This window comes from Methylobacterium sp. J-067 (assembly GCF_022829465.1).
GTDB lineage: Bacteria > Pseudomonadota > Alphaproteobacteria > Rhizobiales > Beijerinckiaceae > Methylobacterium > Methylobacterium litchii.
In genome coordinates, this window is the sequence record NZ_JAKSXZ010000144.1 from 63,182 (window position 1) to 79,053 (window position 15,872).

The 15,872-nt window shown below is 72.4% G+C and carries 12 protein-coding genes; 2 read left to right on the forward strand and 10 right to left on the reverse strand.

Annotation, left to right across the window (positions count from 1 at the left end; genetic code table 11):
* Positions 1-4: 4 nt before the first annotated feature.
* Genes MKK52_RS22990 through MKK52_RS23025 form a run of 8 tightly spaced genes read right to left on the reverse strand, consistent with a single transcriptional unit; the run spans position 5 to position 11,085 of the window.
* Positions 5-1,150 carry an ABC transporter permease gene (locus tag MKK52_RS22990; RefSeq protein WP_243958230.1) on the reverse strand — a complete coding sequence of 382 codons (1,146 nt, stop codon included), beginning with the start codon at positions 1,148-1,150 and terminating at the stop codon, positions 5-7.
* Positions 1,147-2,163: an ABC transporter permease gene (locus MKK52_RS22995; protein WP_243958231.1), complete on the reverse strand. Its 1,017-nt coding sequence runs from the start codon at positions 2,161-2,163 to the stop codon at positions 1,147-1,149. Before MKK52_RS22995 ends, MKK52_RS22990 begins: the two co-directional genes overlap by 4 nt.
* Positions 2,160-4,040: an ABC transporter substrate-binding protein gene (locus MKK52_RS23000; RefSeq protein ID WP_243958233.1), complete on the reverse strand. Its 1,881-nt coding sequence runs from the start codon at positions 4,038-4,040 to the stop codon at positions 2,160-2,162. The genes MKK52_RS22995 and MKK52_RS23000 overlap by 4 nt, the downstream gene beginning before the upstream one ends.
* Positions 4,037-4,906: a hypothetical protein gene (locus tag MKK52_RS23005; protein WP_243958235.1), complete on the reverse strand. Its 870-nt coding sequence runs from the start codon at positions 4,904-4,906 to the stop codon at positions 4,037-4,039. The genes MKK52_RS23000 and MKK52_RS23005 overlap by 4 nt, the downstream gene beginning before the upstream one ends.
* A complete protein-coding gene (locus MKK52_RS23010; protein ID WP_243958237.1) occupies positions 4,906-6,762 on the reverse strand; it encodes an ABC transporter ATP-binding protein in 1,857 nt (618 codons plus the stop codon). The genes MKK52_RS23005 and MKK52_RS23010 overlap by 1 nt, the downstream gene beginning before the upstream one ends.
* Complete coding sequence (locus tag MKK52_RS27150; RefSeq protein ID WP_243958239.1) at positions 6,744-8,609, reverse strand: glycosyltransferase; 1,866 nt, start codon at positions 8,607-8,609, stop codon at positions 6,744-6,746. Before MKK52_RS27150 ends, MKK52_RS23010 begins: the two co-directional genes overlap by 19 nt.
* Complete coding sequence (locus tag MKK52_RS23020) at positions 8,606-9,865, reverse strand: glycosyltransferase family 4 protein (protein ID WP_243958244.1); 1,260 nt, start codon at positions 9,863-9,865, stop codon at positions 8,606-8,608. The genes MKK52_RS27150 and MKK52_RS23020 overlap by 4 nt, the downstream gene beginning before the upstream one ends.
* Positions 9,862-11,085, reverse strand: coding sequence for a glycosyltransferase family protein (locus MKK52_RS23025; protein WP_243958246.1), 1,224 nt, complete (start codon positions 11,083-11,085; stop codon positions 9,862-9,864). Before MKK52_RS23025 ends, MKK52_RS23020 begins: the two co-directional genes overlap by 4 nt.
* Positions 11,086-11,254: 169 nt before the next feature.
* Between MKK52_RS23025 and MKK52_RS23030 the strand changes: the two genes are divergently transcribed.
* Positions 11,255-12,538, forward strand: coding sequence for a glycosyltransferase family 87 protein (locus MKK52_RS23030; protein WP_243958248.1), 1,284 nt, complete (start codon positions 11,255-11,257; stop codon positions 12,536-12,538).
* Here the strand turns inward: MKK52_RS23030 and MKK52_RS23035 are convergent.
* Together MKK52_RS23035 and crtD are read right to left on the reverse strand one after the other, a co-directional pair.
* Positions 12,510-13,370, reverse strand: a complete 861-nt coding sequence (locus MKK52_RS23035; RefSeq protein ID WP_243958250.1) for a carotenoid 1,2-hydratase — start codon at positions 13,368-13,370, stop codon at positions 12,510-12,512. The two genes, MKK52_RS23030 and MKK52_RS23035, sit on opposite strands and share 29 nt — an antisense overlap.
* On the reverse strand, positions 13,367-14,902 hold the full coding sequence (crtD, locus tag MKK52_RS23040; RefSeq protein WP_243958252.1) for a 1-hydroxycarotenoid 3,4-desaturase CrtD: 1,536 nt from the start codon (positions 14,900-14,902) through the stop codon (positions 13,367-13,369). The genes MKK52_RS23035 and crtD overlap by 4 nt, the downstream gene beginning before the upstream one ends.
* A 100-nt stretch (positions 14,903-15,002) precedes the next feature.
* Here crtD and MKK52_RS23045 point away from each other — a divergent pair, with 100 nt between their 5' ends.
* Positions 15,003-15,872, forward strand: coding sequence for a polyprenyl synthetase family protein (locus MKK52_RS23045; RefSeq protein WP_243958416.1), 870 nt, complete (start codon positions 15,003-15,005; stop codon positions 15,870-15,872).

Here is a 15,872-nt window from a genome sequence, read left to right on the forward strand (position 1 = left end):
GGGGTCAGTTGTAGGGGTCGGCGGCGTCGCGCAGGCCGTCGCCCACGAAATTGAAGGCCAGCACCGTCACCAGCACCGGTACCACCGGCAGGAGCAGCCACGGATAGAGCTGCACCGCCGCGAGATTCTGCGCCTCGTTGAGGAGCACGCCCCAGCTCGTCACGGGCGGGCGCAGGCCGAGGCCGAGGAACGACAGGGCCGTCTCGCCGAGGATCATCGTCGGGATCGACAGGGTCGCCGAGGCGATGAGGTGGCTCATGAAGTTCGGGATCAGGTGCCGCCCGATGAGCCGCGCGGGCGAGGCGCCCATCAGTTCGGCCGCTTGGACGAAATCCTCCTCGCGCAGGGCCAGCAGCTTGCCGCGCACCGCACGGGCGAGGCCCGGCCAGTCGAGCAGGCCGAGGATCACCGTGATGCCGAAGAAGATGAGCAGCGGGCTCCAGTTCGCGGGGAGCGCCGCCGAGAGGGCGAGCCAGAGCGGCAGTTCGGGGATCGAGCGGACGATCTCAATCAGCCGTTGCACGGCGGCGTCCGCGAGGCCGCCGAAATAGCCGGCGATGCCCCCGAAGAGGAGGCCGAGCACGAACGAGATCGCCACGCCCACGAGGCCGATCGTGAGCGAGACGCGGGTGCCGTACACGATCCGCGAGAATAGGTCCCGCCCGAGGCGGTCGGTGCCGAACAGGAACAGGGTCCCGCCCTCCGGCGCGCAGACGAGGTGGAAGTCGGAGCGGACAAGGCCGAGCCAATCGTAGCCGTCGCCCCGGCAGAGGAAGCGCAGGGGCTGGGGTGTGCCCGTGTCGGTCACGTAGTCCCGGCGGAACGTGTCGAGGTCGAGCTGGGAGCGGTACGGGTAGACGAAGGGTCCGACGAACCGGCCGTCGTGGATCAGATGCACCCCCTGCGGCGGCGCGTAGAGGAAGTCGCCGTCCCGCCGCGCCTGCCCGTAGGGGGCGATCATCTCCACGAAGGGGATGAGCGCGTAGAGCAGGAGCAGGACCAGCGCGAAGAACACCGCCAGCCGGTGGCGCAGGAACTTGCGCGCGATGAGCCGCCACGCCGAGGCCGAGCCGGCGGGCGCCTCGGCCCGGTCGTCCGGGGCGAAGGGCGCCGGATCGACGAAGTGCGTCCGTTGCAGCGCGTCGGTCATCGCAGGCCCATGCGGATGCGTGGGTCGAGCCAGACCAGGGCGAGGTCCGAGATCAGCATTCCGACCAGGGTCAGCGCGGCGACGAACATCAGGATGAAGCCCGCCATGAACTGGTCCTGGTTGCGCAGGCTCTCCAGCAGCAGCGGCCCGACGGTCGGCAGGCTCAGCACCAGCGAAACCAGCACCGAGCCCGAGACGAGATGCGGCAGCAGGTTGCCGATATCCGCCACGAACGGGTTCAGGGACATGCGGAACGGATATTTCAACAGCGCCCGCGTCGGCGCCATGCCCTTGGCGCGGGCCGTCACCGTGTAGGGCTTGGCGAGTTCATCGAGCAGGTTCGCCCGCATCCGGCGGATCATCGCCGCCGTGCCGCCGAGGCCGATCACCAGGGTCGGCACGATGAGATGGGCGGCGAGCGAACGGATCTTCTCCCCGTCCCAGGGCCGGTTGGTGAGGGAGGCGTCGTAGAGCCCGCCGATGGAGAGGCCGAACCAGCGGTTGGCATAGAACAGCAGGATCAGCGCCAGCAGGAAGCCCGGCATCGCGAGGCCGACATAGCCGAGCACGGTCACGACGGAATCGCCCCAGGTGTAGCGTCGCGTGGCCGAATAGATCGCCGCCGGGATCGCCACGAGGTGGACGAAGATCACGGCGGTGACGTTCACGAGCAGCGTCAGCCACAGGGCGTCGCCGACCACGTCGGCCACCGGCTTGTCGTATTCGAACGACCAGCCCCAATCGCCCTGCAGCAGACCGGAGAAGCCGGCGGGCCCCGGCATCAGCCCGACCCAGATCAGGTATTGCTCCCAGACCGGCCGGTCGAGCCCGTATTGACGGATCAACAGTTCCGCCTTGGCCACGGAGCCAGCCTCGCCGGTGGCGCGGAGTTCCATGATGCGGTTCGTCAGGTAATCCCCCGGCGGGAGCTTGATGACGAAGAAGACCAGGGCGGAGATGATGAGCAGCGTCACCGCCATGGTGAGGAGACGCCGGAGGATCAGGCCGATCATCGCCCCTCGGCCCGCTTGTCCATGGCCTCGTCCCAGAACAGTTCGTCCACCCGCTGCACGCCGATCATCGCCGTGGGCTCCCAGGAATAGAGCGCCTTGGCCGGCAGGTTCACGAGCCGGTCGGCGGTGACGACCGGCTGCAACGCCCCCGCCACCGTACCGATCACCCAGGTGTTGCGCGCGTGGTTCATCAGCATCTCGCGCCAGATCGCCCCCTGCCGGGCCGCGTCGTCCGTCTGGCGCCATTCCCGGTCGAGGGCGATCAGCCGCTGCACCTCCGGCACGTCGCAGGCCTCGCCGCTCCGGCCCCGGCTCTCGACGTTCATCGACCAGCGCGGCCAGGCATAATGGTCGGGCTGGGCGGGGCTCAGTTCGGTCGGCGGCATGATGGCGGTCGGCACCGCGAGGTCGAGCCCCTGCGCCGCCACCATCACCGTCAGCCCGCCGATGGAGCGGCGGCGCAGGTTGGTGCGCTCCTGCGGCTTGGTGACGAGGCGGATGCCGACCTCACGCCAGAACTCCGCGATGAGGGTGAGGGCATCGAGGATCTCGCCGGCCTCGCCGTCGCTCTCCACCACGATCTCCAGCGGGCGCCCGTCCGGCAGGAGGCGGATGCCCGAGCCATCGCGGCGGTCGAGCCCGGCCTCGTCCAGAAGCCGGTTCGCCTGCGCCGGGTCGTAGCCCGCGTTCAGGGTCCGCATCTCCGGCGCGTAGAGGGGCGATTCGGGGATGATCGTGTCGTTGCCCTCGGTGCCGAGGCCGAAGAGCAGGGTGTTGTTGAGTGTGCGCCGGTCGGTCGCCAGCGAGAGCGCGTGCCGGTAGCGGATGTCCCGGTTCAGGGCGCGCCAGACGGGATCGACCGTCGTCAGGTTCGGGTAGAGGGCGATCTCCGAGCCCCGGGCCACCGGCCAGAGGTTGGTGCGGTAATGGTGGGCCTTCTCGCCCTCTTTGAGGCTCGGGATGTCCGGCATCGTCAGGCCCCGGAACATCAGGTCGGCCTCGCCCGCGTTGGTCTTGGCGACGAGCAGTCCGGAGGAGGCCACGTCCATCACGATGCGGTCGACGTAGGGCAGTTGCGTCCCGGCGGCGTCGACCCGGTGATAGGAGCGGTTCCGCTCGAAGGCGAAGCGCGTCGCCGGGGAGCGGGTGCGCGGCACCCACGCCTGTAGCGTCGGGCAATCCGGGTTCATCAGCTCGTAATTGTCGTCGAGCCGGTTGTGCAGGGCGGCCCAGCCCCGCAGCTTCAGGGCCTTCGCCTTGGCCTCGGCAGCCTCCTTGCCGACGTAGCGCGGGTGATACGGCTTCAGGTAATGCGCCGGCCGGTAGATCAGCGGATCGCGGGGGGCGGCCAACGCCGGCAGGAACATCGGGTTCGGCCGGGGCCAGGTGTAGCGGATGGTCCGCGCATCCGGAAACTCGACCTGCGGCGGCTTGCCATCCACCATGAAGAAGGTGGGCGGCCCCTCGGGGCTCAGCTCCTGCTGGTTGGCCACGTCCTCCCAGTAATAACGAAAGTCCTCGCTGGTGAAGGGCTGCCCGTCCGACCAGCGGTGCCCGTCCCGCAGGGTGAAGGTGAAGCGCCCGCCCTCGACGTCGATCCGCTCCAGCACGTCGGGCTGGAGCGTCAGGCCGGCATCGTAGCCGACGAGGCGGGTGTATCCGTAGACCGAGAGGTAGCGGACATCCCGCGCCTTCGCGATCAGGGTGCGGATCGTCCCGCCCTGCTTGCCGAGGCGCCTGCCCCCGGCGGCGAGGTCCGCGACGAGGGGCGTGCCAGGCGGCGCGGGGGCGTCGTCGGCGAGGGCCCGGCGGGGGAGGGCGGTCGTGGCCACGAGGGCGGCGAGGAGCGTGCGGCGGGAGAATCCGGTGGTGCTCACGGCCCACCTCCGTGCAGCTCCACGTAGGTCAGCCGGGCCGGCGAGTAGCCGGTGGCGCGGTGCATGTCGTCGAAGGCGTGGGCGCGGCGGATCAGGTCGCCGGCCTGCCGCGCCTCCGCGTCCCCGGCGGGCTGCTCGAAGGGGCGGCCGTTGCGGGTCCAGCGGATCGGCTCGGGGCTCGCATCCAGGGCGGTGATCATCGCGATGGTCGGATGCGCCGGGCCGCCGTGGGCGTGGATGCGGTGCGCCGCCACGTCGTCATCGAAGAGCAGGCGGGTCAAGCCGCGCACATGCGCCTCCACCACCCGGCGGGCCTGGGAGACGTGGTCGTCGAAGAAGGCCACCGTCCGCGCCGGATCGAGAATCGACCAATCCGCGCGGGACCAATCCTCGCGGCTATAGCGCGCCCCGGCGTCGCGGTATTGCAGGCTCGACAAATCGGGGTCGTGGCAGAAGATCCGCGCCCCGGGGCAGGCCTGCCGGATCACCCAGGTAGTCAGGCCCCGGAACACGCCGGATTCGATCACGAATTCCGGTCGCAGCACCCGCATCGCCACGTAGAGTTGCAGCGCGCCGTTGAAGCCGCTGCCGCCGCGCCGCTGGCGCACGGGCGCCTCGGGGATGAGGTGCCAGAATCGCTCGACGAGGGCGCGGACATCCTCCTCCGGTGTCAGGCTGGAGGCGCGCAGGTCGGCGTGCAGGCTCTCGGCGGCGGCATCGAGCAGGCGCCCGACTTCGCGCGGGGAGGTGGGGCGGTGGGTCCAATCCGGCGCTGCGGGCACGAGGTCGTAGCCGAGGCGGTCGAAGAGCGGCCCGAGCACCTTCCGGCGCAGGCGTTCGAGGACGATGGGCGGGCGCGGCTGCATCAGGCGGCGTTCCGCTCGGCTTCGGATCGGTAGCGGGCCCAATGCCCCGGCTCGACTTGCATCATGATCCCGGATTCGTGGGGCGCGAGGGCGAAACCCTTCGGCCAGCGCGCGGGGTCCGAAGCCTCGCCCGTCACCTTCGCGAAATCGAGGGGATGGTCGAGGCTCGGGTCCGGCACGGCGGCAAGCAGCGCCTTGGTGTAGGGGTGGACCGGATCGCGGAACAGGGTGGCCCGGTCGGCCTCCTCCACGATGCGCCCCCGGCACATGACGCTGATCGTGTCGGCCATGTAGTCCACCACCGCGAGGTTGTGGGACACGATCAGGTAGGACAGGCCCAGCGCCTGCTGCAGGTCCTTGAGCAGGTTCAGGATCTGCGCCTGCACCGACACGTCCAGGGCCGAGACGGGCTCGTCCAGCACGAGGAGGCGCGGTTCGAGGCTGAGCGCACGGGCGATCCCGATGCGCTGGCGCTGGCCGCCGGAGAAGGCGTGGGGGTAGCGGCCAAGGGCGGATTCCTCCAGGCCGACCATCGCCATCAGCTCGCGGCACCGCTCGCGCCGCTTCGGCTGCGGCACGCCGTGGATCTCCATCGGCTCCGACAGGATCTGCCGCACGGTCATGCGCGGATCGAGGGAGGCGTAGGGGTCCTGGAACACGAACTGGACGTTGCGGCGGTAGGCGAACAGGGCATCGCCCTTCAGCGCGTGCACGTCCTTCGGGCCGTCGCCGGCATCGAACAGGATGCGCCCGCCATCGGGCGGCATGGCCCGCATGACCATCTTGGACACGGTGGTCTTGCCCGAGCCCGATTCGCCCACGAGCCCGAGGGTGCGTCCGCCTCGCAGGGTGAGGGACACGTCCGCCACCGCCCGCACCGTGCGCGGGCTGGCGAAGAGCCGCCCGGCGCGGAGGGTGAAGGTCTTGCTGACCTTCTCCACCTGCAGGATCGGGCCGGCGAGGGGTGGTGCCTCCCGCGTCGGCGGGATCGTCGCGCGGGCGGGGCGGATCGGCGTCAGGCGCTCGCCCGGCGCCATGTCGAAGCGCGGCACCGCCTCGATCAGCGCCTGGAGGTAGGCGTGGCCCGGCCGGCGCATCACCTCGTCCTTCGGGCCGGCCTCCACCAAGCGGCCCCGGTAGAGCACCGCCACGTCGTGGGCGATGTTGGCCACCACCCCGAGATCGTGGGTGATGAGCAGGATCGCCATGCCGGTCTCGTCCTGCAACTTGCCGAGCAGGGCGAGGATCTGGGCCTGGGTGGTGACATCGAGCGCGGTGGTCGGCTCGTCCGCCACGAGGAGCGCCGGGCGCATGATGAGCGCCATGGCGATCATCGCCCGCTGGCGCAGGCCGCCGGAGAGTTCGAACGGGTAGGTCTTCAGCGCTCGCTTCGGATCGGGGAAGCCGACCTTCGCCAGGGCCTCCTGCGTGCGCGCATCCGATTCCCGCCGGTCGGCGCCGGTATGGACGCGCAACGCCTCGCCGATCTGATCGCCGATCGTGTGGAGCGGCGACAGGCAGGTCATCGGCTCCTGGAAGATCATCGCGATCCGCCGGCCCCGGATGTCGCGGATGGCCGGGCCGTCCTCCGGCAGGCGGGCGAGGTCGACCGTCCCGTCGGGCCCTTCGAACAGCATCTGGCCCCGGCTGATCTCGGCGGATCGCGGGAGGATGCGCAGGATCGCCTGCGCCGTCACCGACTTGCCGGAGCCGGATTCGCCCACCAGCGCGAGGGTCTTGCCCCGCGGGATATCGAGCGACAGCCCGTGAAGGGCCTCGAACCGGCCGGTTTCGGTACGGAAGGCGACAGCGAGGTCGCGGATCGACAGGAGCGCGCTCACCCGGCCCTCGGCCATTCGTCCGCCGTGGACATAGGCGCCGGGACTCCCGCGTCCACAGGCGACGGGAACAGGTCGCAAGGATCGCACCAGCGCACGGCCGGGTGATCGAGGACGGTCAGCAACTCGGCGAGGAAGGCCCACACCGCCTCGTCATGGGCGAGGTGGTGGGTGAGGAGGCCGAGCGGCGCCCCGCTCCGGCTCTCCGCATGGGCGGTGAGGGTCGCGAGTAGGGCGGCGGGGTCGCGCAGCGAGCGGGTGCCGCGCCAGTCGATCACGTCGAGGGCGGCACCTCCCGGTCCCTTGGCCGCCGAGAGGCCGGCATAGCCGAGGGATGGCAGGTCGGCGGCGAGATCGGGGTCGATCCGGTTCCAAGGCGGCACGAAGACCGGCAGCAGCGTCTCGCGCGGCAGCCTGTCCTGCGCGAGGGCGAGCGCGCGGGCCGCCTCCTCGCGGAGGGTGGCCAATGGCCGGTGCGGGCCGAACTCGGCGGGCTTCGCATCGGGCGGGGCGTGGTTGTCGTGCGCGAGGCCGTGCACGCCGACACAGATGGTACGCGCCCCGCGGAGACGGTGCGCGAGGGACGGTTCGATCCGCGCCGGGATGGCGGCAATCAGGATCGGGCGGGGACCCGCGAGGGCCAGCAGGCGGTCGAGGGCGGGGGTCGCGGCCACCGCATCGTCGTCCCGCCACCACAGGCGGATCTCGCCCGCCCGGTCGAGGGCGCCGCGCAGGCGGGCGAAGGCGCGCTCGCGGCGCATCCGCTCGACCAGGGCGACGGTGCGGGCCGCGCCGTCGAGGGCGGGGCGCGGGCCATTGGGGAGGGGCGGCGCGTCGAGCACGGCCGCCAGCAGCGTGTCGGGCGAGAGCGCCTCCTCCGGCACGATCCGCGCGCGGCCCATGGCGGCGAGGCGTTCGGCGCGCAGGCGCTGCTCGGTCTCGCGGCCCGCCTCGAAGGGCACGAGCACGGCGGGCGTGTCCGTCACCAGCAGGTCCACGGCGGTATTGTAGCCGCATTGGCTCACCGAGACGCGGGCGCCTGCCAGCAGCGCCCGGTAATCGGCCCGCGCCCGCATCACCGTGCCGGCGGGCAGGCCCTCCGACAGGGCGTCGAGGGTCGCGTCCGGGATGCCGTGCCCGACGAGGAGCCGCCAGCCGAGATCAGGCCGCAGCCGCGCCGCGCCGACGGCCGCGCGGAACAGGCCGAGCCCGGCCGCGCTCGATCCGGCGGCGACGAGGATGCCCGCGCGCTCGCCCGGCGGCGGGATCGCGGCGCCCTCGTCCACGTATCCGGTGTAGCGGAGCTTCGGCCGTACCGCGTCATCGACCGGCCAGGAGGCGTCGAGGGGCGCGAGGGCTTCGTCGCCGTGGACGAGCACAGCGTCGTAGAGCGCGGCCAGGCGGGCATGGGCCTGCGCGACCTTGGCCGGGCGGTCGGGCGGCACGAGGATGTCGCGCACTGAAGACAGGATCAGCGGCGCGGGGTCGAGGGCGCGGGCCGCCTCCACCAGGGCGAGGTATTCTGATGCGAGCCCCCGCCGGCCGAAGGGGAAGAGTTCGGTGATGACGGCATCCGGCGCGGTCTCGCGCAGTGTCGCGAGGAGGATTTCGCGCCGCTCGGCGAGGAGCGTTTCCCCGGCCGGCTCGCCATCGGGTCCGATCAGCCGGGCGAAGTCGAAGCCCTCGATCCGCAGGGGCGGCAGTTGCACGAGGCGCACGCCGTCGAGGCGCACCAGCGGCGCCGGGCTTCCGCCGGAGACCAGCACGGTCTCGTGCCCGGCGGCGGCGAAGGCGCGGGCGAGGGCGGCAGCGCGGGTGAGATGCCCCGCCCCGAGGAGATGCGTGACCGCGATGAGGATCCTCACGCGGCCTCCTCGCGGACGGGCGACGCCATCCCGGCCGAGTGGGCGAGCGCTCCGGCGATAAGGGCGATGCCCGCCTCCTCGGAGAAGTCCTGCACGAGGTGCGCCCGCGCCGCGCGGCCGAGGCGACTGCGCCGCTCGGAATCGCCGAACAGGGTGCGCAGCGCCTGCGCCAGGGCGTCGGGCTCGCCCGGTGGAACGAGGATCCCGTGGACACCATCGGTCAGGAACTCGGGCGTGCCGGCGAAGGCGGTGGCCAGAATCGGCAACTCCTGGCTCGCGGCCTCCATCAGGACGTTCGGCAGCCCGTCGCGGTCGCCCCCGGCGGCCGGCTTGGTCGGCAGCACGAACAGGTCCGCCTCGCGCATCGCGTCGATGATCGCCGGCTGGGGCAGGGCGCCCCGGAAGGCGACGCGCCCCTGCAATCCGCGCTCCAGGGCGAGCCGTTCCAGCGCGCCGCGCAACTCACCGCCGCCGATCAGGTCGAGCCGCCAGTGCAGGTCGGCGGGAAGGGCGGCGAGGGCCGCGAACAGGTCGTCATGCCCCTTCTTCGCCACGAGCCGCCCGACGCAGAGCAGCTGCAGCGGCGCCTCCGGGTCGCGCCCGTCGCGGGCGGGGCGGGCCGGGGGCGGCGCGGGAAAGCGCGTGAGGTCGAGCCCGTGATAGGCGAGCCGCGTGCGGCCCGGCCCGAGGGCGTCGAGGCGCGCGAGCCCGTCGCGGGTGCAGGTCACGCCCCATGCGGCGTCGGCGAGCTTCTCGGACAGCTCCCATTCGGGCGTGGTCCAGATGTCCTTGGCGTGGGCGGAAAAGCTCCAGCGCCGGCCCGTCAGCAGGGCGGCGTAGCGGGTCACGCTGCCGGGCGTGTGCAGGAAGTGAACGTGGAGATGGGCGACCGACGGCCCGGCCTCGCGGGCGAGCACCAACGCCTGCCCGAGCCGCCGCAGCCGCGAGGCGGTGGGGTCCCGCCGCAGGTCGCGCAGGACGGTTCTCACGAGCGCCGGGAACGCCCGTTGCCGGAATCCCCAGAGGAGCCCGCGCATCACCCGGGCGGGGTCGTCGCGCAGGTATTCGGGCAGGTAGGCGACGGGCGCGCGGATCGCCGCGTGCATCGGGTGGCGGAACCGGTCGGTCGGCTTGCGCAGGGACCAGATGTCGAGGGCGAGGCCCCGCTTCTCGAGGGCCAGGATCTCCTGCGCGATGAAGGTTTCGGAGAGGCGCGGATAACCCTTCAGCACCACCGCGATGCGTGGGCCGCTCATGACATCGCCCGGCACGGCGCGTCGGCATCCTCCGGCACGAGGTGGTGCAGGCGGCGCACCACCGCGTCGAGCCCGTCGAGGAGGCCCGGCACCACCACCCGCGAGGGTTCGGGCTGGCCCGGCACCGCGCGCAACGCCGCCGCCATGCGGAGCGGGTCGCGCCCGTCCTCCTCCATCAGCACCCGCACGAGGCCGAGCCGTTCGGCGGCCAGCGCCCGGATCGCCTGTTCCCGCCGGGGCTCGGTGCGCGGCACCAGCACGGCCGGGCGGTCGAAGGACAGGATCTCGCAGAAGGTGTTGTAGCCGCCCATGGCGACGATGCCCGCCGCCTTGCGCATCAGCACCTCGATCTCGCTGTCGAAGGTGATGGCCGAGACCCGGCCGCCGAGCGCCGCAATGCGCCGGTCGAACCCCTCCCGGATCGCGGCGTCGAGGAACGGCCCGAACGCCACGAGGCAGGGCAGCGGGATGCCGGGATCGGCCTCGTAGGCCGCGATCACCCAGTCGATCAGCCCCGCGCCGTCGCCCCCGCCGCCCGGCGTGACGAGGAGGAACGGCCCCGCCGCCACCGCCGGCTCCCGGCGGTCGGCCCGCGCCTCCGGCAGTTCGCGGCGCAGGTAGCCCGTGTAGACGAGCCGGTTCCCGATCCGCCGCGCGAGGTCGGGCGCCAGGGCGAGCCCGGCCAGGGGCTCATGGATGCGCCCGAGCCCATAGACCCAGATCTCGTCGTAGAAGCGGTCCATCGCCTCGACGGCGCCCTTGCGCTCCCATTCGGGGGCGAGGCGGTCGGCCTCGTCGAGGACATCGCGCAGGCCGAGCACCAGCTTGGTACCGCGCGCCGCCTCCCGTTCCAGCACGGGCAGCATCTCGCCGTGGAAGCCGGCGGGCTCCTTGTCCACGATCACCACATGGGGGCGGAAGGCTTCGGCCGTGCGCATCAGCGCCGCCGTGCGGTCCTCCACCGTGCGGGCGAGGGTCGCGGGGCCCGCGCTGGCATAGCTGCCGTCGGAGAGCTTCGTCACCGGCGGAAGGCGCACCGTGCGCACGCCCGGCGCGAAGGCGAAGCGGTCCACCACCGGCGACCCCGACACGATCACCACCCGCGCATCGGGGCAGGACGCGACGAAGGCGTGGGCGATCGCCCGGGAGCGCCGCAGGTGGCCGAGGCCGAACGTGTCGTGGCTGTAGATCAGGACGCGCAAGGCGGACGACGATTCCATTCCCCAGCCCGGCGACACGCGCCCCATCCCGCGATGCGTCGGACCATCGCAGCCACATCCGTGCTGCACAAGTGTGACGGTGCTTCGAATCCCATCGTTAACGGGCTCGGAACCGTTCTCTCCTAGGCTCGGCCGGGCCCTTTCCGATGGCCCGATGCCGGGACAGACCATGCACGCTTCCGCTCCGCAGACCGGCCGGACGTTCCTCGCCGGCCTGCGCGCGGACCTCGCGGACATCGTCTTCAACGATGCGCGCTTCCTGGCCTTTGGGCGGCTGGCGGCGGTGTTCCTGCTGCCGATCACCGCCGCGATCATCATCGTGCTGTTCGGCACCGGCCCGGAGCCCCGCCGGAACTGGTACGGCGAGATCCTGGGCAGCGACTTCTCGCAGATCTGGGTCGCCGGCCGCGCCGCCCTGGAGGGCCGGGCCGCCGAGCCCTACGACCTCGCCCGCCACCTCGCGAACCTGCGCGAGGCGTTTGGGCCGGATTGCCGCTTCGCGTGGCACTACCCGCCGATCTTCCTGATCCCCTCGGCGGCGTTGGCGTGGATGGACCCGCAGGCCGGCTACCTCGCGTGGTGCGCCCTCTCGGCCGCGTTCTTCCTGTTCGTGCTGCAGCGCGCGGCGGGGCGCATGGACATCGCCTTCATCGCGTTCGCCCACCCCCTGGTGTTCTGCAACCTGTCCTATGGGCAGAATGGGCTGTTCACCGCCGGGCTGATGACGCTGGGCCTCGTCCTCCTCGACAGGCGCCCGCGCCTCGCCGGCCTGTGCTTCGGGTTCCTCGCCTTCAAGCCGCATTTCGCGCTGCTGGCGCCGCTGCTGCTGCTCGCCACCGGGCGGTGGACCGCGCTCCTCAGCTGCGCCGCGACGGTGCTCGCCGCCAGCCTCGCGTCGGTGGCGCTGTTCGGCATCGAGCCGTGGATCGGCTTCCTGCGCTCGCTGTCGAGCACCAACCGGATCATCCTGCAGGAGGCCGCGTCGGGGCTCGATCTCAACGCCAGCGCCTTCGGGGCGGTGCGCCTCCTTGGCGGCTCGGTGGCCCTGGCCTGGGCGTTCCAGATCGCGGTGGCGCTCACGGCCCTGGTCTTCGTGCTCCGGGTCTGGCGCTCCGGGGCCTCGCCCGAGTTGCGGGCCGCCGCGTGCCTGTGCGTCACGCCGCTGCTCTCGCCCTACGTGCCGGTGTACGACCTCGTGCCCCTGCTGCCCGCGACCCTGTTCCTCGGGCTCGCCGCCGTGAAGCAGGGCGGGCTCGTCGCCCATGAGCGGATGCTGATCGCGCTCAGCCCGTTCACCGCCCTCGTGCGGGTCGCGGCCGGCGAGACCGGCTTCTCCTTCGGCCTCGCTCTGGCGCTGGCGACCTTCGCCTGCGTCGCATGGCGCGTCGGCCTGACGGCGCTGCTGCCGCAGGGCGGCTTCAGCCTCAGCCGCCGAGCGGTCGCGGGATCCTGAAGGGCAGCATCAGCTGCACCAGCGGGTTGCGGAACCGGTCGAGGGACAGGCTCTCGTGGACCGCCCGCACCGGCTCGCCCGCCAGCGTCGAGGCCAGCAGCGAGCGCGAATAGAACGGCGTATCCTCGAAGGTGGTGATGACCCGCGCCTTGCCGTCGTCGCTGCGGGTCTCGCGGGGCATCCGCCAGAATCCTGTGGGCGGCAGCTTGGCCGAGAGCGGCGGGCGGATGTCCCGCCTCGTGCCGTCGAAGGCGAAGCCCAGCGACAGGTTGCGCCCGCCGCCGTCCCGGTGGGCCACGTCGTAGAGGATCGCCGCCCCGTCCGGCAGTTCGGCCCTGCACCATGTCCAGCGGGTGAAGGCGTCGGCCAGGGGCTCGTCGCCGTCGTTGGTGTCGAAATAGCCGCTGCCCTGCCAGGACAGGCCGGGCTCGCTCAAGGAGACCTCCACCCGCGAGGCCGGGGCCATCGGCCACCAGCGGTGCCGCCCGGCCGGGTCTAGGTGAAATGGCCCCGCCGTGATGCCGGAGGGCCGCAGTCGCACCGTGCCCCGGATGCGCCGGGGCAGCGGCGCCCCGCGCTCGTCGATCCGCACGGTGAGTTCGGTGCCGTCCCACTCCATTGCGCTCGGGCCGATGGCGATGTGGTCCGCCCCGCGGGAGAGGGTGCTCTGCTTCCGCTCGGTCATGGCGAAGCGGCTCGGGCGGCCGTAGAGCACGACGTTCATCGCGCAATGGTCGAAGGGGTTCTTGTCCCGGCTCCAGCCGTAATACGGCGAGAACACGCTGCCGATGAAGGCGATGATGGTGAGGCCCTGGGTGCCGTCGTCGCTCACCGCATCGACGTACCACCAGACATAGCCGTTGTGCCCGACCTGCCCGTCGAACCGAGGTCGGCGAGGATCGCCGCCGCCGCGAGCCTCCCCGATTGCGCCGCCATCGGCACGCCCGGCCCCGGATGGACTGAGCCCCCCGCGAGGTAGAGCCCCGCCACCTTGGTCCGTGCCCCCGGGCGCTTGAAGGTCGCCGCCCAGCCCTGCGAGGCCCGCCCGTACAGGGCGCCCTGGCTCCCCGGGAACAGGCCCGCGAACGCCTCCGGCGTCGTGACCGTGGCCGCTGATTCCCGCGTCAGGGACAAGCCGCAGGCGTGCAGCCGCGCCTTCAGGTTGGTCTCGCATCGGGCGATCTCCGTGGCAGGCAAGGGGCGCTCCGTGCCGTCGGCCGGGGCGTTGACGAGCATCAGCAGGCGCTCCGGCCCGCCGGGAAATGCGCCCTCGGCGCTGCGGTCCTGGGCGCAGACGTAGACCGTGGGGTCGGTGGGCAGGCGGCGGTCGCGCAGGATCGTGTCGAATTCGGCGCGGTAGTCGCGGGAGAAGAACACCGTGTGGTGGGCCAGCGGAAAGCCCGCCGTCTCGGCCCGTACGCAGTACGTCACCGCCGAGAGCGAGCGCTCGGCCCGCCCGATCCGGTCCCCGGCCGGCGCCGCCGCGCGGCCCAGCAGCCCCGCGCCCAGAGCCGCCACGTCGCCGTTGCAGACCACGACATCCGCCGGGATGCGCCCGCCGCCCGCGAGCCGCACGCCCGTGACCTTGCCCCCGGAGACCTCGATCTCCTGGACATGGGTGCCGTAGCGGAACTCCGCCCCGATCTCGACCGCGAGGCCGGCGATGGAGGCGGCGAGCGCGCTCAAGCCCCCCTGCACGGTCCAGACGCCCGCCTGCTCCACATGCGCCACCAGCATCAGCGTCGCCGGGGTGGTGAAGGGCGAGGCGCCGCAATAGGTGGCGTAGCGCCCGAACAGCTGCAGCAGGCGCGGATCGTGGAAATACTCCTTCAGCGCCGACCAGAGCGTCGCGAAGGGCTGGATGCGCCACAGGTCGCCGATCCCGGAAATGCCGACCCGCTTGGCGAGCCCCGTCGGTCCCGTCTGGCCGGAGCGGATGAAGGGCCCCTCCAGGGTGCGGTAGACCTCCGCCGCGCGGGCGCAGAACCGCCGGTAGCCCTCCGCCTCGCCCGCTCCCGCGAAGGCGTGGATCGCCGCCGCCGAGGCGTCGATGTCGGCGAAGAGGTCGAGGCGTTCGTCGGGGCTCCAGGCGTGGCGGGCCAGCAGGCTCGCATCCCGCAGGGTCACGCGCTCGGCGAGGCGCGCGCCGCACTCGGCCAGAAGCTCCTCGAACACCCAGCGCATGGTGAAGACGGTCGGCCCCGCCTCGATGCGCGTGCCGTCCACGGGCACCGCGCGCATCTTGCCGCCCGGCGCCTCGGCGCGCTCCACCACCGTGACCGACAGGCCGGCACGGGCGAGCCTCAGGGCGGCGGCGAGCCCGCCGATCCCGGCTCCGATCACGACGACGCGCGTGGCCGACACGGTTGCGGAGCCTCCCAGGTCGGGATTGATCTTGTGGTCCGTGAGTGTCAATTATAAGTGACACATGGCGATGGCAACCCGCCATGACAGGGAGGGCGGCATGGAGCCCGGCGCGCGGATCGAATCGGCCCTCGACAGGGCTGTCGCCTACTCGGAGGCGCCCGGCGCGCCACCCCTTCTGGCGGAAGCGATGCGCTACGCCGTCTTCCCCGGCGGGCACCGCATCCGGCCCCGGCTCTGCCTCTCCGTGGCGCGGGCCTGCGGCGACGACGATCCCCTCGGCGCCGACTCGGCTGCGGCGGCGATCGAGCTTCTGCATTGCGCCTCCCTCGTCCACGACGACCTGCCCTGCTTCGACGACGCGCCGACGCGCCGCCAGAAGGACACGGTCCACATCGCCTTCGGCACGCCCATCGCCGTCCTCACAGGGGATGCGCTGATCGTGCTCGCCTTCGAGACCCTGGCGCGGGGATCGTGGCGGCATCCGCGCCGGCTCGCGCGGCTCGTCGGGCTTCTCGGCCGGGCGGCGGGCTCGCCCTCCGGCATCGCGGCGGGGCAGGCCTGGGAATCCGAGGCGCATGTCGACCTCAGCGCCTACCAGCAGGCCAAGACCGGCGCGCTCTTCGCGGCGGCGACGGTGGCCGGTGCGGCGGCGGCGGGGGCCGAGCCGGAGCCGTGGCGGCGCCTCGGCGAGGCCCTGGGCGAGGCCTATCAGGTGGCCGACGACCTGCGCGACGTCGCCTGTCGCCAGGAGGAGATCGGCAAGCCCGCCGGGCGCGACGCGACCCTCGGGCGGCCCAACGCGGCGGCGCTGCTCGGCACGGGCGGCGCCCTCGACAGACTGAAGCGCCTCACCCGCGAGGCCATCGCGGCGGTGCCGGATTGCCCCGGCGCGAAGGGGCTGACGGTGGAAATCGAGGCGCAGGCCCGGCTGTTCCTGCCGGCGAGCCTGCGGGCGGTGTCGGCCTGA